Raw genomic sequence first — 23,501 nt, forward strand, 5'->3', positions numbered from 1 at the left:
AGGTTTGCCATGCAGCTCTTTCCTTGCCCATTCTGCGGCCCGCGTGACGAGACCGAATTCCACTATGGCGGCGATGCCGGCAACATCAGGCCGGATGGCGCCAACGTTCCGATCGATCGCTGGGCCGGCTACCTCTATCTGCGCACCAATCCGAAAGGCACGGCGCGCGAGATCTGGGTCCACATGACCTGCGGCGAGTTCTTCGTCATGGAACGGGACACCGTCACCCACAAGGTGCTGTCCTCGGCCGCTCTCGGCGGGGAGCACGCGGCGTGACCGCCTCGCGTCTTGCCACAGGCGGCAGCGCCCTCGACCGCTCGCGCCCGATCCGTTTCAGCTTCGACGGCGCCGCCGTACATGGCTTTGCCGGCGACACCATCGCCTCAGCGCTGCTGGCCAGCGATGTCGCGGTGGTCGGCCGCAGCTTCAAATATCACCGGCCGCGCGGCATCTGGGGCGCCGGCGTCGAGGAACCGAACGCGCTGGTCGATCTCGGCGGTAGTTTGCCGGCGACGCCCAACACGCGCGCCACGACCGAGCCGGCACGCGACGGGCTGGTGGCGAGAAGCGTCAACGCCACGCCCAGTGCACTGGCCGACCGCAACGCCTTCCTCGACCGTTTTGCGCGCTTCATTCCGGCGGCGTTCTACTACAAGACCTTCATGTGGCCGGACTGGCACAGGTTCGAGCCGCGCATCCGCGCCATGGCGGGGCTGGGCAAGGTCGATGCGGACTGGACCTCGCCGGGCACAGCAGACCAGATCAACCATCATTGCGACCTGCTGGTGGTGGGCGCGGGACCGGCAGGGCTGGCGGCGGCAAGACTGGCGTCTGGTGCTGGTTTGACCGTCACACTGGTCGACGATCAGCAGAATCCTGGCGGATCGCTCGGCCATCGTGCCGGTGAGGTCGATGGCAAGCCGGCGGCTGCCTGGATCGAGGAGACGGTTGCAGAGCTTGCCGCTGCCGGTCAGCTGTTCCTGCCTTCGACCACCGCCTTCGGCATCTACGACCACAATCTGGTCGGGCTGAACCAGCGCCATCCCGACGGCCGGCCGGATACGCTGTGGCGGCTCAGGCCGCGCCAGATCGTGTTGGCGACCGGCGCCATCGAGCGGCCGCTGCCTTTCGCCAACAATGACCTGCCGGGCATCATGTCGGCGGATGCGGCGCTCGCCTATCTCAGGCGCCACGCTGTGCTGGTCGGCCGCCGTATCGTCGTCGCCACCAACAATGACAGCGCCTATGAGGTGGCCATGGCGCTCGCCGAGGCCGGGGCTGAAGTCACGCTTGTCGACATCGGGCGCGACGGCACGCCCGCCGCGCCCGCCAATGTCCGGCTGGTCAAAGGGCGCGCCCTGACTTCCGCCAGCGGCAGACTGCGCGTCGATGGCGTGACGCTCGACGACGGCACGAGGTTGGATGCCGATTGCGTGCTGGTCTCCGGCGGCTGGACGCCGACGATTCATCTCTTCGGCCAGGCCAAGGGCAAGCTCGCCTGGAGCGAGGCGCGCGCGGCCTTCCTGCCGGGCGATCCGGTCGACGGCATCGCCGTGGCGGGTGCGGCAGCCGGCACGGTCTCCCTGTCGGACGTGTTCGCCAGTTCGGCGACGGCTGTTGCATCGATTGGCCAGGCGAAAGCAACGATTCCACGCAGCACCGGATCGGAGGCGACGGGCGGCATAGTGGCGGCATGGCCGATGCCAGGCTCGAAGGGGCGCATCTGGATCGACTACCAGAACGACGTGACGGTGAAGGACGTCGAGCTTGCGGCCCGCGAAAACTTCATCTCGGTCGAACATCTGAAGCGCTACACCACGCTCGGCATGGCGACCGATCAGGGCAAGACCTCCAACCTGCCGGGCCTGGCGCTGATGGCCGGCATCACCGGCCGCACGGTGCCGGAGGTCGGCACCACCACGTATCGGCCGCCGTTCACGCCGGTGCCATTGGCAAGCTTTGCCGGCGCGCGCGTCGGCGAATTGATGGCGCCGGTGCGCCGGCTGCCGCTGGAGACTATCCACCGCGCCAGCGGCGCTGTCTTCCAGGAATATGGCGGCTGGCTGCGCCCGGCCCACTATGGCGGCGGCGCTGACGCGGAACGCTCAATACAGGATGAGGCGCGGCGCGCCCGCCAGTCGGTCGCGCTGTTCGATGGTTCGACGCTCGGCAAGATCGAGGTGATCGGGCCGCAGGCGGGCGCGTTCGTCGATTTTCTCTATTACAACACCATGTCGACGCTGAAACCGGGCCGCTGCCGCTATGGCTTCATGCTGTCGGAGAACGGCGTGGTCTTCGACGACGGCGTTCTGGTGCGGCTGGACGAGCATCGCTTCGTCGTGTCGTGCTCGTCCTCGCATGTCGCTGCCGTGCATGCGCGGCTGGAGGAATGGCGCCAGGACCGTTTTGGCCGCGGCGCGGTCTACATCCACAACGCCACATCAGACATGGCAACGCTGACCGTTTCGGGGCCGAACGCTCGAAAACTACTCGAAACTCTGGATCTCGGTCTTTCGCTCGACGATGCCGACCTGCCGCATATGGCCATCGGTCATGGGACCTATGCCGGCGACGAGATCCGCATCGCCCGCGTCAGCTTCACCGGCGACCGGAGCTACGAAATCTCGATCCGGGCGGATCGCGCCGAGCCGTTATGGGCGCAACTGCGCCAGGCCGGCCAGACGTTCGACGCCGTCGTCATCGGCCTCGAAGCGCTGATGATCCTGCGCGCCGAGAAAGGTTTCATCGTCATCGGCAAGGACACCGACGGCACCACGCTGCCGCACGATCTCGGCGTCGAGGGTCCGCGTGCCAAACGCCAGAGCGAGTTCGTCGGCCGTCGCTCGCTGTTTACCGAAGAGGCCTCGCGCGGAAACCGCATGCAGCTTGTCGGGCTTACGGTGCCGCAAGGCGAAGCGCCGCTGCCAACCGGCGCGCATGGCATCAAACGGATCGACGGCAGATTGCGCAGCCAGGGCTTTGTCACCTCGAGCTACCAGAGCCCGACGCTTGGCCGCCCGGTTGCGCTTGGCCTGATCGAGCGCGGCGCGGCCCGCCACGGCGAGGCGATCGAAATCCAGCACCTCGGCAAGATCAGCAAGGCGACGATTACCGCCCCTTGCGCCTTCGACCCGGCAGGAGACCGGCTGCATGCGTGATCTCGCGGAAAAATGGGCTGTCGCGCCGGACTGGCAGTCGGCGGTGATCACGGCGCCCGGCCTTGTGGTGCGCGCGGTCTGCGGCCTCAACCAGTTGCTGGTCAGCGGCGACCTCGACGCCTGGACACGGGCTTCCGGCGTCGATGGAACTGGCGTGGGTGCCTTTGGCATCGCGCAGGGCGACCGCTACGCGGCGCGGCTGGCGCGCGACCGGTTGCTCGTCGTCTCCAACAACCCGCTCGCCATCGCGACGGGCTGGCACGCAGACGGGTTCGCGGTGACGGCGATCAGCGCCGGGTTGCAAATATTCGAGGCCGAGGGCACGGCGCTCGACGCTTTCATCGCGCGAGGGACAACGCTCGATCCCGGCCAAGCGAGTGCCAGTGCAGCACTTTCCTTCGCCGGCATCAGCGCCATAGTCTATCGCCACGACGGCAAGCTGCGTATCCATGTCGACCGCGGTCTTGCGGCCTATCTCTGGACATGGATGGAAAGTGTCGCCGGCAACATTGCCGCCGGATCAGCCGCTTAGCCGGCGACACGTCAGAGCGTGAACGACCAGAACAGGCAGGCCAGCGTCGCGGCGGCAAAGACGACGAAGAACAGGCTGCGCAGCAGCACGTTGCGGCGCAGCTCGTTCATGACGAAGTGACAACCGACGATCGCCGCCACAAACAGGAACCGCCAGTTCAGCAATGCCCACACGGCGCTGCCCTGGCCGAAAGCCCATCTGGCGACCAGGCAGCCGACGATGGTCGCGAACAGCGCGATCACGGTCCAGAAGAGGGCGTCGGCGGCATGGGTCAGGACAATGCCGGCCGCCCTGATCGGCAGGATCATCATCAGCATCGCGCTGAAGAAATAGACAGCGGCAATCGGGATGAACGCGCCGGCATCGGCAATACCGTCAAGGCGCCTGACGCCGATCGCGCCATAGGGATAGCCGTGCCTGGCCACAGCCAGGCTCAACGCCATGAGCAAGGCGGTCAGCACCGCGACCAGTGCGAAGGAGGTGAGGGCTTTGCTCATGACGTTCCTGTCCCAGACGAATCAGACAGGAACGTTTTTAGCGGCTGGTCGTAAATTGCGCGTAAGCGAGGGCGCTACCCTCGCTTATTTCGATCGCGGCGCAATCTGGTGACGGCAGGCTATTCGGCGGCGATCCTGCCTGCCGAGCGGTTGGCCAGCACGAAGCCGACCTCGTCGACCGCCTGCGCCGCACGCTTCAGGATGGCCTCGGAGCGCAGCACGCCGTCGGTGAAATCCTTGTCGGTGGCGTAGACGGCGGTCGGCAGGGCAAAGGCCTCGAAGAAGCCGAACAGCGGCCGCAGCTGATGCTCGACGATCAGGGCATGGCGCTCGCCGCCGCCGGTCGCCGTCAACACGATGGGCTTTCCCCGCAATGCTGCCGGATCGATCAGGTCGAAGAAATGCTTGAACAGACCGGTATAGCTGCCCTTGTAGGTCGGCGACCCGACGACAAGCACGTCCGCGGCGAGGATTTGTTCCAAGATCGCGCGCGCCTGGCCGTCGAGATCGCGGGCCCATTTCGCCGTTCCCAGCGACGGGCCGAGATCCTCGATATCATAGGTGTTCGCCGACAGGCCGTGGCTGGCGGCGATGTCCCTGGTGACCAGATCGACGAAGGCGCGCGTCTTTGACGGCCGGGTGATGTTGCCGGAAAAGCCGACGACTGTTGGGGTTGACATGGCAGTGGGCCTCTCTTGGATGGTCGAAGTTTTGATGCGGCGGGCCGTCGGCCCGCCGGGTGGAGAATCAGCTCCAGGCGTGCAGCGGCGGATTTTCGCCGTTGAGGAAATATTTGCCGAGGATCGAATATTTCCAGCGCACCGGATCGTGCAGCGTGTGCGTGCGCGCGTTGCGCCAATGCCGGTCGAGATTGTGTTCGGCCAGCGTCGAGCGGGTTCCCGCCAGCTCGAACAGCTTGTTGGTGGCGGCGATGGCGATCTCGGTCGACAGGATTTTCGCCTCGGCGGTGACGATCTGGGCGTGCGCCACCGTCTCGGCGGTCGGTTCGACCACCGCGCGGTCGATTGCCAGGCCGGCCTTTTCCAGCAGCGCCTGCGCCGCGTGCAGGCGCAGCGTCAGGTCGCCGACGGCCTGGATGGTGTAGGGATCGTCCCAGGCATTGTCGACGCCGCTGTCGATCCAGGCGCGGCTTTTGGTTTTGACGAAATTGACGGTCTCGTCGATCGCCGCCTGGGCGATACCGGTATCCACCGCCACCTGGATGATCTGGAAGATAGCGCCGTCGGCGGTCGGTCTGTCGTAGCCCTTGTAGCCCGGCACCAGATGCGTCTTCGGCACCTTGACGTTGTCGATGATGACGGTGCCGGACAGCGTCGTGCGCTGGCCGAAGCTCGACCAGTCGTCGATGACCGTCAGGCCCGGTGCGCCACGGTCGGCGATCGCATACCAGGCGCGGCCTTCGTCATCGAGCGCCACGATTGGCACCAGATGCGCAAGCAGCGCGCCGGAGGAATAGAATTTGCGGCCGTTGACGACGACATGGTCGCCGGCATCGGTGAAACGGGTCTCGAAATCGGCGGCGCGCTTCGAGCCGAACTCGGAAAAGGCATTGCCGAAACGCGTGCCCTTCAGCGCTTCGGCGAACAGCAGCTTCTGCTGGTTGGCGTCGGAAACGGTACGGATCGCGGCGACGACGCCGAGATGGTTCTGGGCGATCTGGCCGATCGAGGAATCGGCCGCCGAGATGATCTCGATCACCTTGGCCAGCGTCACGTAGGACACTTCCGGCCCGCCGAATGCCTTGGGCACATTGATCGACCATAAGCCGCTTTGCGAAAATGCATCCAGCTCCGCAACCGGCCAGATGCGCTCGCGATCGCGCTTTGAGGAATCCTTGACGAATTCGGCGGCGAGCGCACGGGCAATCGCAATCGCTTCGGCATCATCCCTGATGACGTGAGCCGGCGCCGACGGCCTTGCGACCGGCGGCACGGCGGCGGAGGCGTGGTCTGTCTTGACGGTCGAGACGGTCATTTCACTGCTCCTTGATACTAGATTTCAGGCAACGGCATGGAGATGGGCTGGCTTGGCAGCCGGCGATGGCTGCTGGCCGAGATAGAAGGCCCTGATGTCCTCGCGCTGGCGAAGCTCGGCGGCCACCCCGGAGAGAACGGAGACGCCGTTTTCCAGCACCGTGGCTTGGTCGGCATAACGAAGCGCCACCGCCGAGTTCTGCTCGGCGACCAGGATCGACAGGCCGGTCTCGCGGTTGAGTTTTCTCAAGCTCTGGAAAATGTCCTGGACGATGAGCGGGGCCAGCCCCATCGACGGTTCGTCGAGGACCAGCAGGCGCGGCCGCGACATCAGCGCCCGGCCAATCGCCGTCATCTGCTGTTCGCCGCCGGAGGTCAGGCCGGACAGTGTCCGGCGCTTTTCCCGGAGACGCGGGAAATAGCCATAAATACGTTCGAGGTCCGCGCCGATCTCGGCACGGCTACCGCTGCGGCCGATGCCGCCCGCGACAAGATTTTCTTCGACAGTGAGGCTCTTGAAGCAGTGGCGGCCTTCCAGCACCTGAACCAGCCCGGCACGCACGAGATCGCCCGGTTTGCGGCGTGAAACATCTGAGCCTTCATAGCGGATGGTGCCGGCATTGACCTGGCCGCGCTCGGCCGGGAGCAGGTTGGAGACGGCCTTCAGCGTCGTGGTCTTGCCGGCGCCATTGGCGCCGAGCAGCGCCAGGATCTGGCCGCGCCGAAGCTCGAAGCTGACGCCATGCAGCGCCGTGATGGCGTGGTTGTAGGTGGCATGGACAGCGTCCACTGCAAGAATGACGTCATCGTCCGGCATGGGCTCTCGTTTCCGTGGTTCGATGAACCGAAACAGGCCGGGCGCTATGGAAACCGATCCGCAGCGCCCGGCCTTGGCTGATCAGTTGGTGGTCACCGCGTCGGCATCGTCGGCGGTGCGCAGCTTGATGCCCTTCTCGGCGGCATAGGCCTCGGCGGACTTCTCGATGATCGGCCGCAGCAGCGCCCAGTCCGGCGCGATCCAGTCGGAGACGACGTTCCACTTCTTGCCGTCCCACTGCTGGAAGGTCACGTAGCCTTCGCCCTCGTGGTTGTCCCAGCTGACATTGATGGAGTGGAACAGGTCCTTGGCACCGAGCGCCTCGACCTTGGCCGGATCAAGCTTGAGATGTTCGAAGCCCCAGCGGACCTCGTCGCCGGTCAGCGTGCGGTGGCCGAACTTCTCCTGCGCAACGCGGATCGCCTCGACATTGAGGATGCCGTTGACGATGCCGAGGTTGTGGTAGACTGAGCCGATGCGCGACTTATCTTCCAGATTGCCCTTGCCGGCGTCGTAGACCGTCTTCACGATCTCCTGCACCACCGGGTAGGAGTTGCCGGAAGCCTGGGTGGTGATCGCGGTGTAGCCCTTGGCGGCATCGCCGGCCGGGATGACGTCCTCTTCGGAATTCGACCAGACATTGCCAACGATGTGATCGACGGGATAGCCGACCTTGACCGCCGTCTTCAGCGCCACCGGGTTCATCACGCCCCAGCCGCGCAGGACGACGAAGTCTGGCTTTGCGCGGCGGATCGTCAGCCACTGCGATTGCTGCTCGTTGCCGGGATGCGGCACCTCGATCTGCTGCACGGTGAAGCCGTATTTCTGCGCCAGCAGTTCATAGATCGGTATGGTTTCCTTGCCGTAGGGCGAGCCGTGATAGAGCACGACGATCTTCTTGCCCTTCAACTTGTCGATGCCGCCTTCCTTCGAGGCGATGTAGTTCACGATGCCTGAGGTCTCGCTGTAGGGATTGAGCAGCAGCGGGAAGACGTAAGGAAACACCCGCCCGTCGGTGGAGTCGGTGCGGCCATGGTTGACGGTGATCAGCGGCACCTTGTCGGCGGTGATGCGGTCGATCATGGCATAGGCGATGCCGACCGAGAGCGGGTTCCAGGCGGCAGCGCCAGCATGGCTCTTCTGCCGCTCGTAGCATTCGACGCCGCGCTCGACCTCATACTGGGTCTCGCATTCATCCCAGGTCAGCTTGACGCCGTTGACGCCGCCGTCGCGGATGTTGATGAGGTTGAGATAGTCGATGAAGCCACCGAAGAAGCCGGTCCCGCCGGCCGCATAAGGCCCGACGCGATAGCTCTGCAGCGGGAAATATTGTTCGTCGGCGTGCGCGGCGGGCAAGGCCACCGACACGATCATCGCCGCGGACAGCGCCGCCGCCTTGATTGTGCTGAGGAAATTCATTGTCGAGGTACTCCCGGTATGGGGCCGTCTTGGGTTCGGCCTTTGGTTCATTTTCGGATGCGGTTCATTTCAGATGCATGGAGCTCAAGTCGTCTGCCAGGCGAACAGGAGCCGTCTTCGGATCCTGTCCCACAGCGCCACCAGCCCGTCGGGTTCGAGGATCAGAAACAGGATGATGAGCGCGCCCAGCACGATGCGCTGGCTCATGTCAAGCACGCCCGAGTCGAAGAGATCGCCGAGCAGGAAGCCGCCGAGGCGCGATAAGCCAAGTGGAAAGACGACGATGAGGGCGGCGCCGAAGAAGGCGCCACGGATCGACGCCAGGCCGCCGATGATGATGATGAACAGGATCTGGAACGAACGATCGAGATCGAAGCCGTCCGGCTCGACGGTTCGCAGATACGCGAAGGCCCAGATGACGCCGGCAACGCCGATGATGAAGGACGAGATGGCAAAGGCCAGGAGCTTGGTCTTCAGCACCGGGATGCCGATGATGCGGGCGGCGGTTTCATTGTCGCGGATGGCGATGAAGTTGCGCCCGGTCTGCGACGTGACAAGCCGGTGTGCGAGGAAAGTGAGGACGCTGACGATTGTTAGCGCGAAGAGATAACGGCCGATGGCGCCGTCAAGCGCGAAGCCTGAAATCGAAAGTCGCGGCGCATCGATGACGCCGGAAGCCGAGTTATTGGAGAACCAGCTGAATTTGGTCAGCGCCCATTGCACGAAGAACTGCGCGGCAAGCGTCGAGACGGCGAGATAAAAACCCTTCAGCCGCAGGCTGGGCAGGCCGAAGACGATGCCGATCGCGGCGGCGACGATACCGGCCAGGAAGATGCTGCCGATCAACGGCAGGCCCTCGACGCGCAGGTTGAAATTGTAGGCGGCGAAGGCGCCCGCCGCCATGAAGGCAGCGCTCCCGAGCGACACCTGGCCAGCATAGCCGGTCAGGATGTTCAAGCCCACTCCGGCGAGGCTGAGCGCCAGGAACGGCAGCAGGATGGCTTCGAACAGATAGCTCGAGCCAATCAGCGGCACGACGCCATAGGCGAAGGCGAGCAGCAGGACTGGTACGACCCATTTCGGCAGCACCGGCGCGGAGGAGAAGTCGCTTGTTATCGCGGTCATCGCTCAGATCCTCTCGACGAGCTTCTGGCCAAACAGGCCGGAAGGGCGGATCAGCAGGAAGACGAGCGCGACGACATAGGCGAACCAGCTCTCTATGCCGCCGCCGAAATAGTCGCCGATATAGACCTCGGCGAGCTTCTCGCTGGCGCCGATCAAGAGCCCGCCGACGATGGCGCCGAGGATGGAGTCGAAGCCGCCGAGCACCAGCACCGGCAGCGCCTTCAGCACCACCAGGGACAGCGAGAACTGCACGCCGAGGCGTGCGCCCCAGAGCAGTCCCGCCACCAGCGCGACGAGGCCGGCGGCAGCCCAGACGGTGGCCCAGATCAAGGGCAGCCTGAGGCCGACCGCGAGAGCCGCGAACTGGTCGTCGGCGACGGCACGGAAGGAGAGCCCTATGCGGGTGTAGCGGAAGAACAGCGACAGCAGGAGGACCATGCCGGCGGCAACCACGGCGGCGAAGATGTCGAACTGGCTGATCAGCACACCGCCGATTTCGAGCGGCACATCCTCGATGCCGAGATCGAGGCCATGGACCTGCGTGCCCCAGATTAGCTGGGCGGCGCCCTCGATGATGTAGGACAGGCCGAGCGTCGCCATGAACAGGGTGATCGGCGGCTTGTTGGTCAGCGGCCTCAGCACCGTACGCTCGATGGCGACACCCATCGCCACCATGATGGCGAAGGTGATCACCAGCGCCAGTGCGAACGGAATGCCGCGCTCGACAAGGCTGACGAAGGTGAGGGCCGCGAACAAGAGCATCGCGCCTTGCGCGAAATTGAGCACGCCCGAGGTCTTGTAGATCAGCACGAAGCCGATCGCGACCAGCGAATACATGACGCCGGAGAGCAGGCCGCCGACGAGCACTTCGATGAAGAACTGGTAGTCGAAATCGGCGATCATATGCCTGCCCCGTCCTCATTGTCGGAGGTGACGCCGAGATAGGCATCGATGACGCGCTGGTCGTTCCTGACTTCATCGGGCGTGGCGTCGGCGATCTTGCGGCCGTAATCGAGAACGGCGATGCGGTCGGACAGGCCCATGACGACGCCGACATCGTGCTCGATCAGTACAACGGTGGTGGCGAAGCGGTCGCGCGCGGCACGGACGAATCCCGCCATCTCGCTCTTTTCGCTTGATGTCATGCCGGCCATCGGCTCGTCGAGCAGAAGCAGGCGCGGCTCAGCGACCAGCGCGCGAGCCAGTTCGACCCGCTTCTGCAGCCCGTAAGGCAGCGTGCCGGCAAGACGGTCGCGGACAGCGGTGAGATCGAGGAATTCGAGGATCTGTTCGGCACGGCTGAGAGAGTCGCGCTGCTCGCCGCGCGAGCGGCCGATGCCGAGCACCTGGCCGGCGAAGTTGGAGCGGACCTTGTAAGCGAGGCCGGAAGCAACATTGTCGAGGACACTGAGGCCCTTGAACAGTGCTAGGTTCTGGAAGGTCCTGGCGACGCCGAGATGGGCCAGCCGCTGCGTCGGCACCTGGGCATAGACGGCGCCGTCGAGTTGGACATGGCCGCGATCCGGCCGGTAGACGCCGCTGATGACGTTGATCAGCGAACTCTTGCCGGCGCCATTCGGGCCGATGATGGCGCGGATCTCGCCGGGGCGGACCGACAGGTCGACATCGGCCAGTGCCACGACGCCGCCGAACGACAGGCCGATCCCCTGGAGCGAAAGCAGCGGAGAGGCGACGCCGGCAACGGAGCCGCTCGGATCGCCGTTGGCTGCGGGCTGCTGCTCCGGCGGGCTTGACGGCAGGCCGCGCGCAAAGACTTCCGGTGCATAGGCGGAAGCCTCCATCACTCCGAGCGTATAACTGGGCAGAGGCATTCCATCGTCCTCGATTGCTGCAGCAGGCGCGCAAATCCTCATTGCGGCTCGATGGCTCGAGCGCGCCGGATAGCTTTCATGCGTGTGCCGGCGGGAGCCTGTCCGGCCAGCCTGTGGGGTGACTACTCCGCCGCCAGCGACGCTGCCGCCTCGGCGTTTTCCAGTTCGCGAACGAGCGGGATGACATGTTTGCCGAAATACTCGACCTCTTCCTGGAAGTGCAGGAAGCCGAGCAGGATGAGATCGGCCCCAGCGCGCTTCAGGTCGACGATGCGCTCGGCGACTTGCCTCGGCGTGCCGATCAGGTTCGAGCGGAAGCCGTCATTGTACTGGACCAGATCGTCGAAGGACGATTTTGCCCAATTGCCCTCGCCTTCCGGCGAGGCCTTGCCGGCATTCTTGACCTCGTGGCCAAAGGCGTTGACCGCCTCGGGGTTGGCCTTGGCGATGATTTCGGCGAGCACTGCCCTGGCCTCGTCCTCGGTCTCGCGGACAACCGCGAAAGCGTTGACGCCAACCTTGACGGAATGGTTGTTGGCCTTCGCCTTGGCCCTGATGTCGTCGACCTGCTTGGCGATCTCGGCCGGCGTGTTGCCGTTGGTGAAGTACCAGTCCGAGACGCGCGATGCCATGTCGCGCGCGGCGCGCGACGAGCCGCCCTGGAAGATCTCGGGCAGCGGCTGCTGCGGCTTCGGCTTCAGCGAATATTCGTTGAAGCGGTAGAAATCACCGCGGAAAGTGAAGCTGTCCTCAGCCCATATTCCGCGTAGCGCACGGATGAATTCCTCCGAGCGGCGATAGCGCTCGTCATGGTCGAGCCAATGCTCGCCGATGGCGTGGAATTCGCCACGGAACCAGCCGGAGACGAGGTTGATGGCGACACGGCCGTTGGTCAAATAGCTGATGGTGGCGATCTGCTTGGCCGCCAGCGCCGGGTTCCAGGGTCCGGGCAGGATCGCCGCGATGACCTTGAGTGTGGTGGTCGCCGCCAGCAGATCATGGCTGAATGCCACCGATTCATGCTGCTCGTCAGCGCCATAACCGGCGGTGAAACGGATCTGGCTGAGCGCATAGTCGAAGCCGGACTTCTCGGCGATCTGCGCCAGCTTGCGGTTGTACTCAGCCGAATGGTTGGTGCGCTGCTCGATGTTGGAGATCACCAGGCCACCCGAAACATTGGGCACCCAGTAGGCGAATTTGATCGCGTCGGTTTCTGCGTGTGCCATGAACTGTCTCCCATTCAGGCCGTGTCGTTGATCACTCCGGCCGCGCCGGCTTTCCCAATATTTATTATGTTTATAGAATATATATACAAAGAAGGATTTTCCGTTTTTGGAGCCCTATTGGGACGGAAATACCAATTTTATCAGGCCAACCCGGCTTGCCGGGGTCAGCCCGCGACCGAACCACGAGCGGTGTTTGCGCTGACGGCCCCGACTGGCGTGTCGAGCAGCTTTGCAATTTCGGCCGCAACCGTCTGGGCATGGCGGGCAACCTCGGGCAGGCCCATGAGTTCGCCGAAAGTCCCTCGTGCCAAAGGACCCGCGACGAAGAGGGTCGTGACTGCCTTGCCATCCCGGCCGACGGCGCGGCTGTCGAGACTGGTCTCGATGCCCAGCCCGTATTGATCGGCCCTGATCAGCCCCGCCTCGGTCAGCGAGCGCAATGCCGGGTTGAGCTGCAGTGCCTGCCCATGGGCCGGACCCGTGGTGTTGATGACGGCATCGAAGCGCGCCGTCTCGATCCGCGTCTGCCCGCGCCGTTGAAAGCTGACCGCCAGGCTGCCGTCCTCATCGTTCGATGCGACAAGCCTGGCGGCGATGGTGTCGAACGTGCCGGCAGCACGGCGCCGGTCGAGCACGGAAGCGACCTGTGGAGCGATCCTGAAGCGATGAACGTCCCAGAACACGCGCAGCTGGCGGACCAGCCTTGCCCGCTCCGGCGGCGAAAGTGCGGCCCACAGCACCGGCCCCTGCAGGCGCAACTGATCGAAGACCGACTGCCAGTTGACATTGGCCGCACGCGCGGCCGCCAGCGACACACGGATGTCTTCCAGCAGCCGAAGCGCCGTTGTGGCCGGGACCGAGGCAAAATCGCCGAAGGGCTCACCCCTGGTATCCGGGTGGCCGCGCGAGCGTAAGCCGCGGCGCGACAGCGACAGGATGCGGCCGCGATGTCCGCGGCGGTCGAGCTCGGCGACCATGTCGGCCGAGGTCAAGCCAGAGCCGACGATCAACACCGGCGCGTCCGGACCGATCCCGGCAAGTGCTGATGGCGCGTACGGATCGGCGATGAAACCCGGCGCCTCCGACAGGTGGATCAGCGCGGCTGGAATCCCGGGCCGCGGGTGCGTCGCTGCCAGGACGACGATGTCGGCGGCGACTGGCCCTGTGCTGGTGTGCACGGTCCAGCCCGCGCCATTGGTATCGTGCGTCACGCGTGTGGCGGTCCCTTCAACATGGTGGACAACGCCGGAACCGAGATAGGGCGCCAGATGCTCGGCAACATAGCGACCGAACACGCGCCGGCGTGGATAGGCGTCGCCATTCTTCCAGATCGCGTCCGCGTCGCGCTCGAGTTCCCCATTGTCCGTCAACCAGCGTGCAAAGTGCTGCGGATCGTCCGGAGCCATGCTCATCCTGACCGCAGGGACATTGACCCGGTGCGACGGCTCCCCGCTGGAATAGGCAAGGCCGCCGCCAAGCAGCGGTCGCGGCTCGATCACGGAAATCGACAGGTGCGCCGGTCGATGTGACCACGCCAGGTGCCAGGCCACCGCCGCGCCGGAAAAGCCGCCGCCAATTATGGCGACACGCAGCCGGCGGATCGGAGGGAGCGCGTTCATGAAGCGCTGGCGAGCGACTTCGGCCGGTGGTCGCCGGCGATGGTCTCGCCGAACGGGCCGGTGTTGACGGACGAAGCGGCAGCTTTGACCGGATGATCGGTCGGCAGTTTCGGCAGCACCAGTTCACCGAAGCGGTAGGCTTCTTCGAGATGCGGATAGCCGGACAGGATGAAGGTGTCGATGCCGAGGCGCCGGTATTCGTCGATGCGCTCGGCGATCGTGTCGGGGTCACCGACCAGTGCGGTCCCCGCGCCGCCGCGCACCAGACCGACGCCGGCCCAGAGGTTGGGCGCGATCTCGAGCTTGGCGCGATTGCCGCCATGCAGCGCGCTCATCCGCGCCTGGCCGACCGAATCCATGCGGGCAAAGACCTTCTGTGCCGAGGCGATCGTCGCGTCGTCGAGCCGGCTGATCAGCCGGTCGGCGGCGGCCCAGGCTTCCTCGGTCGTTTCACGGGCGATGACATGCAGGCGAATGCCGAAGGAGAGTTTGCGGCCCGCCTTCTCGGCCAGTTCACGAACGCCATCCAGCTTGCGCTCGACGTCGGCGGGCGGCTCGCCCCAGGTCAGGTACTTGTCGATCTCCTGCGCCGCCACCACGGATCCGGCGTCGGATGAGCCGCCGAAATAGAGCGGCGGATAGGGCGTCTGCACCGGCGGAAACAGCAGCCTTCCATCTTCGATGCGGAAGTGCTTTCCCTCGTGCTCGACCGTCTCGCCGCTCAGCACCCGCTTGTAGATCCGCAGGAACTCCTGCGTCACCTCATAGCGTTCGGCGTGCAACAGGAAGATGCCGTCGCCCTTGTTCTCCAGCGGATCGCCGCCGGTGACCACGTTGATCAGCAAGCGCCCGTTGGAGATGCGGTCGAGCGTCGCCGTCATGCGCGCGGCCAGCGTTGGCGATTGCAGGCCCGGTCGCACGGCGACGAGGAAGCGCAAGCGCTCGGTCAGCGGCACAAGCGCTGACGCGATCACCCAGGAATCCTCGCATGCCCGACCGGTCGGCAGCAGCACGCCGTAGTAACCCAGCGTGTCGGCAGCCTTCGCCACTTGCGTCAGATAGGGCAGATCGACGGCCCTGCCGCCTTCTGTCGTGCCGAGATAACGGCTGTCGCCATGCGTCGGCAGAAACCAAAGCACCTTGATGCGTTCTGGAATGTCCTTGGTCATGGCCTGTCTCCCGCGGTCTGAGGGAGGCGGCCGGCTATGCCTGCTGTGGTTGAGCGCTGGCGTAAGAGAGTAGGCATGGCGTGGTCCTGTCCGGATAAAACCAGATCGCCAGTGCAGATTGCTTATTCCACAAATTCTGTAGAGTTAGTTTATTCTAAATCCGCTGACCGGATTAGAAATTCTCTCCATCCGCCCGAACCCGAATTCACGGGCTGCCACGCTTTGCTCGGGCGGCCAGGCGGCTGGCCTGTTATCCCCGGCATCGGATTCCGGCAGCGACGGGCGAATTGCAGGCCGAAGCCGCCCCACGTATTAGGGGCTTTCTGATTTTCATTCTAATCTGACCATTTCCGGCGACCTAAGCCACGGATTTCCCATGGACCTGGATCCTTCGACTCTCAATCGGGCTGTTCCGCTCCGCGATCAGATCTATCACCAGATTCGCAACCTTATCGTCGTCGGACAGATGAGGCCCGGGGAAGTGATCAACGAGGTGGCCATCGCGGAAGCGCTCGGTGTTTCGCGTACCCCGGTGCGCGAAGCGGTCAAGCGCATCAGCGACGAGGGTCTGGTCACCATCCTGGCGCAGACCGGCACCTATGTCGCACCGATCAGCCGGGCCGACCTGGAAGAAGCCTACGTCATCCGCCGGGCCCTGGAGATGGAAAGCGCAAGGCGCGCGGCCGCCAAGTTCTCACCGGCAGCCGGCGAATTGCTGGAAGACAATATGGCGGCGCACCGGCTTGCCATATCGCAGGGCAGATATGCCACCGCGATACAACTCGACGATGTCTTTCACCGCACCATCGCCGAAATCTGCGGCCTGCCGATGATCTGGAGAGCCGTAGACATCTCCAAGGCGCAGATGGACCGCGGCCGCCATCTCGTCATTCCGAAGCCAGGCTATGGCGAACAGACGATCGAGCAGCATGAAGCCATCTTCGAGGCTTTGAGGCATCACGACGCCGAGGGCGCCGCGCAAGCGATGGAACGCCATCTCGAGACGTCGTTGCGCAACACGCTCGAAGTCGCGGCCGACCTTCTCGGCTGAAACCGCTGGAGGCACGCCGCCAGCTTCGCTAAGGCCGTGACGATCGACCTGTCGGGCGGGCTGACGGCCTATTGGTCAGGAGCTGGCGCTAGGCAACCGGCCGAGGCCGGCCGCAAAGCGCGCCACCATCGCCAGGCCGATCTCGCTGGGCCGCATCGCCGGAGCGCGGTCGTGGATCGGGATGCCGGCACGGGCGCCGAACAACCGTTTGCCGTAGCAGATCAGGTTTTCGATGCCTTGCATGACGAAGACCGCCGCCGGCAGCATTCTTGCATACTCGGCCTCGGCCGTTGCTTCGTCTGCGGCCCGGAACGCGTTGTAGGCGCGCAGGGCGAGGTCGATGCTATCCGGCGCCAGGATCATGCCACGGCAACCGATGCGGAAATTGTCGACCAGCTCCAGGCCGCCGCGTCCGTTGAAAACCGGAATCCGGCCTTCGGTGCGTTCGATCACTCCGGCAATATCGGTGACCGGACCCTCGCCCTTGATCAGCCTTATGTTGGGATGCAGCGTGACGAGCTCACGGATTTCGTCTGATGACAGGCCGCGCCCGAAAAAGGCCGGCGCATTCTGGATCGCCACCGGCAGGTCGGTCGCCTCGGCAACGCGGCCGAAGAACTTGATGTATTCCGGCGCACCGTAGACCCCGACCGGCGGCGGCTGCAGGATCACCCAATCCGCTCCCACGCTTTCAGCATGGCGAAGCTGTGCCACCTGCTCGGCCACCGAAGCGCCGAAGATGGTGAAGGCGAGCGGCACTTTTCCGGCGGTGTCTTCCGCCGTCCAGTCCATGATCGTGAGGCGCTCGGCCTCGGTCAGCTTGGCGACTTCCGTCGCCAGGCCAAGCGAAGCCATGCCATGAACGCCGGTCGCCAGGCAGATCTCGACCTGCCTGCGCATCGCCGCGCGGTCCAGCCGTTCGTTCTCATCAAAGAGCGTGTAGAGGATGGCGTGAATGCCATGGAAATCATCGGGCTTGAATTTTGTCACGCGGACCTCAATGGCTTTCGCGCGGAATGGCGTGGCCACGGCTGCCGACGAGAAAGTCGAGGTCGGCACCGCGATCCGCCTGCAGCACATGGTCGACGTAAAGGCCCTGATAGCCGCCGCGCATCGCCGGCTCCGGCGCAGCCCAGGATGTCCGCCGCCGCGCCAGCTCCTGTTCGGACACGTCGAGATGCAGCTTCCGCGCTTCTACATCGAGCTCGATGAAGTCGCCGCTCCTGACCAGCGCCAGCGGGCCGCCGACAGCGGCTTCGGGTGCGGCATGCAGAACGACGGTGCCGAAGGCAGTGCCGGACATGCGGGCATCGGAGATGCGGATCATGTCGCGGACGCCTTGCTTCAGCAGCTTCCGAGGCAGCGCCATGTTGCCGACCTCGGCCATCCCCGGATAGCCCTTGGGGCCACAATTCTTCAGCACCATGATCGAGCCCTCGTCGATGTCGAGCAAGGGATCGTCGACGCGCGCCTTGTAGTCGTCGATGTCCTCGAAGACGACGGCACGGCCGCGATGCTTCATCAACTGTGGTGAGGCGGCTGATGGTTTGATGATGGCGCCGTCGGGCGCCAGATTGCCGCGCAGCACCGCAATGCCGCCCTGCGGCGTGAGCGCCTTGTCGCGCGGGCGGATAACCTCGGGATTGTAGTTTTGGGCATTCGCGATGTTGTCGCGCACGCTCTTGCCGGTGACGGTCAACGCGTCGAGATCGAGCAGATCGGCGATCTCTTTCATGACAGCCGGAATGCCGCCGGCATAACAGAAATCCTCCATCAGGAAGCGGCCCGACGGCATCAGGTCGAGGATGGTCGGCACGTCGCGGCCATATCTGTCCCAATCGTCCAGCGTCAGCTCGGTGCCGACACGGCCGGCAATCGCCAACATATGCACGACCGCATTTGTCGAGCCGCCGATGGCGCCATTGACGCGGATCGCGTTGGCGAAGGCTGCCCTCGTGAGGATGGCCGACGGGCGCAAATCCTCATTGACCATCTCGACGATGCGCCGCCCGGTCATGCGGGCGATGCGGCTGCGGCGCGCGTCGACGGCGGGATAGGCGGCGTTGCCGGGCAGTGCCAGGCCGAGCGCCTCGACCATCGAAGCCATGGTCGAGGCGGTGCCCATGGTCATGCAATGGCCAGGCGAGCGCGACATGGCGCTCTCGGCATTGGCGAAATCCTGTTCACTCATGACGCCGGCGCGGACATCCTCGGAGAATTTCCACACATCGGTGCCCGAGCCGATCTCGCGGCCCTGGAAGCGGCCATTGAGCATCGGCCCGCCCGAGATGACGATCGACGGCAGGTCGCAGGAGGCCGCACCCATGACCAGCGACGGCGTGGTCTTGTCGCAGCCGGCCATCAGCACGACGCCATCCATCGGATTGCCGCGGATCGCCTCCTCGACATCCATCGAGGCAAGGTTGCGAAACAGCATCGCCGTCGGGCGCAGATTGGATTCGCCGCAGGAGAACACAGGAAATTCGAGCGGCAGGCCGCCGGCTTCCAGCACGCCCGCCTTGATGTGCTCGATCAGGCCACGGAAATGCACGTGGCAGGGCGTGAATTCGGAGAAGGTGTTGCAGATGCCGATCACCGGGCGGCCGTCGAAAGCATCGTCGGGCAGGCCGTTGTTCTTCATCCAACTGCGGTGGATGAAGGCATCCTTGCCCAAACCGCCGAACCAGTGCTGCGATCGTCTCTTGGTCATGGTTTTTGCCGGCGCTCAGGCGGGATGCTGGAGCTGGCTCAGCCCGCCATCGACGACGAGCGTGGCCGCGTTCATGAACGGGCACTCGTCGGAAATCATGAACACGGCTGCAAGCGCGATCTCGCGCGCCGAGGCGATGCGGCCGCCGGGATGCAGCGCCATGGTGTTCGCGCGTGCTGCGGCCGGATCAGGAAAACCGTTCCAGTAGTCGATGGCCTTCTGGGTCTCGACATAGCCGGGCGCCAGCGCGTTCACGCGCACGCCTTGCGCCGCATATTCGAGCGCCAGCGATTTAGTCAGGCCGAGCAGCGCGTGCTTGGCGACCGGATAGGGGAAGGTGTGCGGGATGATGGTGAAGCTGTGCGTCGAGGCGATGTTGAGGATGCCGCCGCCGCCGCTCGCGATCATGCCGGGCAGCACCGCCTTGCTGCAGTTCCAGGCGCCCTTGACGTTGACGTCGAAATTGCGGTTCCACTCCTCCTCGGTCGCCTCGAGTGGCGTCGAGAACACATTGACCCCGGCATTGTTGATCAGCGCGTTGATCGGACCGATTTCGGCGGTCGCTTGGCTGACGGCAGCGGCAATCGCGGCGCCGTCACTGATGTCAGCTGCCGCATGCCCGACATGGCCTTGCGGTGCGGCGAGGCCGGCGACGGTCTTGTCCAGCAACGCGCCGTCGCGGTCGACCAGGAACAGCCTTGCGCCTTCGGCAAGGCAGGCCTCGGCGATGGCCAGACCGATGCCTTGCGCGGCGCCGGTCAGGAAGATGCGTTTGCCGGAAAGGCGCTCAGCCATTTTTGTCCCTCCAGCTTAACGCCGACCCAGTGCCGACGAGCGCAGATTGTCGAGCAGCACGGCCAGCAGCAGGATCACGCCACGCACGATGTACTGGTAGAAGGCCGGGATGTTGAGCAGGTTCATGGCGTTCTCGGCGATACCCATGATCAGCACGCCGACGATGACGCCCGACATGGTGGCGCGGCCACCGGCAAGCGAAACGCCACCGAGCACACAGGCCGAGATGACCGAGAGTTCGAGCCCGACCGCCGCGTTGGGCTGGCCCGAGGTGATGCGCGACGCCAGCAGGATGCCGGCGATGCCGCAGACGACGCCCTGCAGCGCAAAGATCCAGATGCGCGTCCGGTCGACATTGACGCCGGCAAGACGCGAGGCCTCCGGATTGCCGCCGATGGCCAGCGTGTTCTTGCCGAAGACGGTGCGGTTGAGCACGAAGCCGAAGATGCAAAACAGGATGGCGAGCACCCAGACCGGTGTCGGTATGCCGAGCAGTTTCGACAGCGCGAGCTGGTAGAAATCCGGGCTGTTGATGCCGACGGCGCGGCCGTCGGACGCGATCAGCGCAAGGCCGCGCACGATCTGCATGGTGGCCAGCGTCGTGATCAGCGCGTTGATGCGGAATTTGGCGATGACGACGCCGTTGATGAAGCCGACGAAGGCGCCGCAGGCGATTGCCGCCAGGAGGCCGAGCAGGATCGAGCCGGTGGCGTTCGACGCCATAACCGCGACCATGCCGGCAAAGGCGACGATGGAACCTACCGACAGGTCGAAGTCGCGGGCGGCAAGGCAGAACATCATGGTGCAGGCGACGATGCCGACGGTGACCACCGACTGCAGCAGGCCGAGCATGTTGCGGTCGGTGAGGAAGTTCGGCACTAGCAGCGACACCAGCGCGAAGGCGACGATGAAGATGACGACGAGCCCCTGTTCGCCGAGCAGGATTTTTTTCAACTGGTCGGTCATGCCAAGTCCTCAGGATGCGATCGCGTCGGGGGTTTTCTGATCGGGGAGAGCAGCGGCCAGGATCGCCCTTTCGGCGAACTGGTCGCGGGTGAGTTCGGCACTGACGCGGCCGCCGCACATCACCAGGATGCGGTCGCAGATGCCCATCACCTCCGGCAGTTCGGAGGAGACGACGACGATCGCCATGCCGTCCTGCGCAAGCTGGTAGAGCAGCTCGTAGATCTCCGATTTGGCACCGACATCGATACCGCGCGTCGGCTCGTCGATGATGAGAACCCGCACGCCCTGTTCGGACAACCAGCGGCCAAGGATGACCTTCTGCTGGTTGCCGCCGGAGAGGTTGATGATGTCCTGCTTGCGTGACGGCGTGCGCACCTTCAGCTTCTTGATGAAGGTTTCGGCCGTGGCGATCTCGCTGGCGCGGTTGAGCATGCCGAAGCGCGTGTGATGGCGCCGCGACGAGATGTTGATGTTCTCCTCGACCGAGCGGCCCTGGATGATGCCGTCATGCTTGCGATCCTCCGAGCACAGCACGATGCCGGCCCGGATCGTGCCACGCGGATCGGTGGCGCGGACCAGCTTGCCGTCGACGGTGACGGTGCCGCCCGAGCGCGGATCGGCGCCGTAGACCAGCCGCATCAGTTCCGAGCGCCCGGCGCCAATCAGGCCGAAGAAGCCGACGATCTCGCCGGCGCGGGCCTCGAAGCTGGCCGGTGTCTTCAGCTTGGCTCCGGACAAGGCCTCGACCTTCAGTCTGATATCTCCGGGCTGGCGCGGGCGAAAACCCCAGATATCGGATATTTCGCGGCCGACCATTTCGGCGACGACCTGGTCGCGGGTGACGCCTTTCAGGGACGCATGGTGCGCCGCGAGCTTGCCGTCGCGTAGCACGGTCAGGCTATCGCAGAGCCGGAACACTTCGTCGAGCCTGTGCGAGACATAGATGATGACCTTGCCCTCGCCGCGCAGGCGGTCGATCAGGGCAAACAGGATTTCGCTTTCGCGCGAGGACAGCGACGAGGTCGGCTCGTCCAGCGCGATGACGCGTGCGTCCAGCATGATCGCCTTGGCGATCTCGACCATCTGGCGTTCGCCGATCGACAGCGTCTTGACCTTGCGGCGCATGTCGATGTCGATGCCGGCCGATTTCAGCTTGGCGCCGACGTCGTCCAGCATCCGGCGGCCGGCGATGATGCCGACGTTGGCGGGGAAACGCCCGAGGCTGAGGTTTTCGGCAACGGTGAGTTCCGGAACCAGCTGCAATTCCTGGTGGATGACGATGACGCCATTGTCGAAGGCATCCCGGGTCGAGGCATAGGCCTGGACCTTGCCGTCGATGCTTATCTCGCCCTCATCGGCATGCTGGTCGCCGGACAGGATCTTGATCAGGGTGGATTTGCCGGCGCCGTTCTCGCCCATCAGGCCGTGCACGGCGCCCTTGTCGACGCCGAACGAGACGTCCGACAGCGCCTTGACGCCCGGATAGGTCTTGGTGATGTGCGAGAAGTCGAGATAGGACAAGGGCGCCGATCCTTCTTGTGCCATGGCAAACAGGCGGCGGGATGAGCCGCCGCCTGTTTGTACAGGGAGGATTATTCGATGCCGAGACCCTGGCGGACCTTCTGGTAGTCGTCGCGCTTGGCGAGTGCACCCGAGGTCAGGATCAGCTTCTCCGGTTCCTTGTTGTTGGCAACCCAGTCGTACATGTTGAGCGCGGTCTCGTAGCCATGGCGCTTCGGTGAGATGATCACCGTGCCGACGAAGCCGGTGGCGGTCGGCTTCTTGAACTCGTTGATCGCCGAATCCGCACCGCCAATGCCGACGCCGATCATGCCATCCGCCGGAATGCCGACACTTTCGGCTGCACGCACCGCACCCAGCACCGCCTCGTCGTTGAGGCCGAAGGAGACCCACTTCTTGATGTCGGCATGAGCGTTGAGCACGACCGTCGCGGCATTGAGGGCAGCTTCCGTGTCGGTCTTGGCTTGCGGCGCGTCGAAGATGTTCTCAGCCTTGAAGCCGTTCGCCTTGAGCACCGAGATGGCGCCTTCGACGCGATCGACCGCGGTCGGCAGCTGGTCGTAGGAGACGCGGATGGCCCCGACCTCGTCGGCCTTCCAGCCGCGCGCCTTCATCTCGTCGACGATCGCCTGGCCGACGGCCTCGCCGATCTTGGTTGCCGAGATGCCCATATGCGGCACGTCTTCCAGCGCCTTGCCGTCAGCGCCGACCAGACGGTCGTCGACGGTCATCAGCTTGAGATTGTTGGCAGCGGCCTTGGCGACGATGCCGGGTCCGAGTTTCACGTCGGGCGTGCAGACGATGAAACCCTGCGCGCCCTGGGCGCCGAGATTGTCGATCGCCGACATCAGCTTCTCACCGTCCTCGGCGCCGATCTTGACCAGGGTAAAACCCTTTTCCTTGGCGGCCTGGTCGGCGAATTTCCATTCGTCCTGGAACCACGGCTCCTCGGGCTGTTTGACGATGAAACCGATCTTGGTGTCCTGAGCATATGCAGCGATGGCCGTGACGGACAGCACGGCAAGCGCGCCCGCTACGAGCGCGGTCTTCAAAAGTCGCATGATTTCCTC

General features: G+C 64.7%; 21 protein-coding genes. 4 read left to right on the forward strand and 17 right to left on the reverse strand.

What is annotated here, in order from left to right; genetic code table 11:
- Window positions 1-9: 9 nt before the first annotated feature.
- From ACZ89F_RS29370 to ACZ89F_RS29380, 3 genes are read left to right on the forward strand one after another with little or no spacing between them, the layout of a single operon-like run.
- The gene (locus tag ACZ89F_RS29370) at window positions 10-276 is read left to right on the forward strand and encodes a sarcosine oxidase subunit delta (protein WP_476095583.1); all 267 of its coding nucleotides are present in this window, start codon (window positions 10-12) and stop codon (window positions 274-276) included.
- Window positions 273-3,158 carry a sarcosine oxidase subunit alpha family protein gene (locus ACZ89F_RS29375; protein WP_476095585.1) on the forward strand — a complete coding sequence of 962 codons (2,886 nt, stop codon included), beginning with the start codon at window positions 273-275 and terminating at the stop codon, window positions 3,156-3,158. The genes ACZ89F_RS29370 and ACZ89F_RS29375 overlap by 4 nt, the downstream gene beginning before the upstream one ends.
- Entirely contained in the window at window positions 3,151-3,690 is a 540-nt protein-coding gene (locus tag ACZ89F_RS29380; RefSeq protein ID WP_476095586.1) for a hypothetical protein, read from the forward strand. Before ACZ89F_RS29375 ends, ACZ89F_RS29380 begins: the two co-directional genes overlap by 8 nt.
- A gap of 11 nt (window positions 3,691-3,701) precedes the next feature.
- Here the strand turns inward: ACZ89F_RS29380 and ACZ89F_RS29385 are convergent, their stop codons facing one another.
- From ACZ89F_RS29385 to ssuD, 11 genes are all read right to left on the reverse strand, one after another.
- Window positions 3,702-4,187, reverse strand: a complete 486-nt coding sequence (locus ACZ89F_RS29385; RefSeq protein WP_476095588.1) for a hypothetical protein — start codon at window positions 4,185-4,187, stop codon at window positions 3,702-3,704.
- 119 nt (window positions 4,188-4,306) lie between these two features.
- A complete protein-coding gene (msuE, locus tag ACZ89F_RS29390) occupies window positions 4,307-4,867 on the reverse strand; it encodes an FMN reductase (RefSeq protein WP_476095590.1) in 561 nt (186 codons plus the stop codon).
- A 67-nt stretch (window positions 4,868-4,934) separates the two neighbouring features.
- Window positions 4,935-6,182, reverse strand: a complete 1,248-nt coding sequence (locus ACZ89F_RS29395; RefSeq protein WP_476095592.1) for an SfnB family sulfur acquisition oxidoreductase — start codon at window positions 6,180-6,182, stop codon at window positions 4,935-4,937.
- Window positions 6,183-6,206: 24 nt separating this feature from the next.
- Complete coding sequence (locus tag ACZ89F_RS29400; RefSeq protein WP_476095594.1) at window positions 6,207-6,998, reverse strand: ABC transporter ATP-binding protein; 792 nt, start codon at window positions 6,996-6,998, stop codon at window positions 6,207-6,209.
- A gap of 81 nt (window positions 6,999-7,079) precedes the next feature.
- Entirely contained in the window at window positions 7,080-8,417 is a 1,338-nt protein-coding gene (locus ACZ89F_RS29405; protein WP_476095595.1) for an ABC transporter substrate-binding protein, read from the reverse strand.
- 84 nt (window positions 8,418-8,501) lie between these two features.
- Window positions 8,502-9,542 (reverse strand): branched-chain amino acid ABC transporter permease, encoded by a 1,041-nt coding sequence (locus ACZ89F_RS29410; RefSeq protein ID WP_476095597.1) that lies wholly within the window; start codon window positions 9,540-9,542, stop codon window positions 8,502-8,504.
- Window positions 9,543-9,545: 3 nt separating this feature from the next.
- Window positions 9,546-10,445, reverse strand: a complete 900-nt coding sequence (locus ACZ89F_RS29415; protein WP_109665847.1) for a branched-chain amino acid ABC transporter permease — start codon at window positions 10,443-10,445, stop codon at window positions 9,546-9,548.
- The gene (locus tag ACZ89F_RS29420; RefSeq protein WP_476095599.1) at window positions 10,442-11,374 is read right to left on the reverse strand and encodes an ABC transporter ATP-binding protein; all 933 of its coding nucleotides are present in this window, start codon (window positions 11,372-11,374) and stop codon (window positions 10,442-10,444) included. The genes ACZ89F_RS29415 and ACZ89F_RS29420 overlap by 4 nt, the downstream gene beginning before the upstream one ends.
- A gap of 122 nt (window positions 11,375-11,496) precedes the next feature.
- Window positions 11,497-12,600, reverse strand: coding sequence for a dimethylsulfone monooxygenase SfnG (gene sfnG / locus ACZ89F_RS29425; RefSeq protein WP_476095601.1), 1,104 nt, complete (start codon window positions 12,598-12,600; stop codon window positions 11,497-11,499).
- A gap of 164 nt (window positions 12,601-12,764) precedes the next feature.
- Window positions 12,765-14,219 carry an FAD/NAD(P)-binding protein gene (locus ACZ89F_RS29430; RefSeq protein ID WP_476095603.1) on the reverse strand — a complete coding sequence of 485 codons (1,455 nt, stop codon included), beginning with the start codon at window positions 14,217-14,219 and terminating at the stop codon, window positions 12,765-12,767.
- Window positions 14,216-15,388: an FMNH2-dependent alkanesulfonate monooxygenase gene (gene ssuD, locus ACZ89F_RS29435; RefSeq protein ID WP_476095605.1), complete on the reverse strand. Its 1,173-nt coding sequence runs from the start codon at window positions 15,386-15,388 to the stop codon at window positions 14,216-14,218. The genes ACZ89F_RS29430 and ssuD overlap by 4 nt, the downstream gene beginning before the upstream one ends.
- A gap of 376 nt (window positions 15,389-15,764) precedes the next feature.
- Between ssuD and ACZ89F_RS29440 the strand changes: the two genes are divergently transcribed.
- Window positions 15,765-16,439, forward strand: a complete 675-nt coding sequence (locus tag ACZ89F_RS29440) for a GntR family transcriptional regulator (RefSeq protein ID WP_476095607.1) — start codon at window positions 15,765-15,767, stop codon at window positions 16,437-16,439.
- Window positions 16,440-16,514: 75 nt separating this feature from the next.
- On the opposite strand, the gene ACZ89F_RS29445 is transcribed toward ACZ89F_RS29440, so the two are convergent.
- The 6 genes from ACZ89F_RS29445 to ACZ89F_RS29470 all read right to left on the reverse strand — a co-directional run bounded on the left by ACZ89F_RS29445 (window position 16,515) and on the right by ACZ89F_RS29470 (window position 23,492).
- Window positions 16,515-17,429, reverse strand: a complete 915-nt coding sequence (locus tag ACZ89F_RS29445) for a dihydrodipicolinate synthase family protein (RefSeq protein ID WP_476095609.1) — start codon at window positions 17,427-17,429, stop codon at window positions 16,515-16,517.
- A gap of 7 nt (window positions 17,430-17,436) precedes the next feature.
- Window positions 17,437-19,149, reverse strand: a complete 1,713-nt coding sequence (gene araD / locus ACZ89F_RS29450; RefSeq protein ID WP_476095611.1) for an L-arabinonate dehydratase — start codon at window positions 19,147-19,149, stop codon at window positions 17,437-17,439.
- 15 nt (window positions 19,150-19,164) lie between these two features.
- A complete protein-coding gene (locus ACZ89F_RS29455) occupies window positions 19,165-19,944 on the reverse strand; it encodes an SDR family oxidoreductase (protein ID WP_476095613.1) in 780 nt (259 codons plus the stop codon).
- A gap of 15 nt (window positions 19,945-19,959) precedes the next feature.
- Window positions 19,960-20,910, reverse strand: coding sequence for an L-arabinose ABC transporter permease AraH (araH, locus tag ACZ89F_RS29460; protein ID WP_476095615.1), 951 nt, complete (start codon window positions 20,908-20,910; stop codon window positions 19,960-19,962).
- Between the two features lie 9 nt (window positions 20,911-20,919).
- Entirely contained in the window at window positions 20,920-22,431 is a 1,512-nt protein-coding gene (gene araG, locus ACZ89F_RS29465) for an L-arabinose ABC transporter ATP-binding protein AraG (protein ID WP_476095617.1), read from the reverse strand.
- Window positions 22,432-22,502: 71 nt separating this feature from the next.
- Entirely contained in the window at window positions 22,503-23,492 is a 990-nt protein-coding gene (locus ACZ89F_RS29470) for an arabinose ABC transporter substrate-binding protein (protein ID WP_476095618.1), read from the reverse strand.
- Window positions 23,493-23,501 lie beyond the last annotated feature (9 nt).

This window comes from Mesorhizobium sp. USDA 3734 (genome assembly GCF_056279665.1).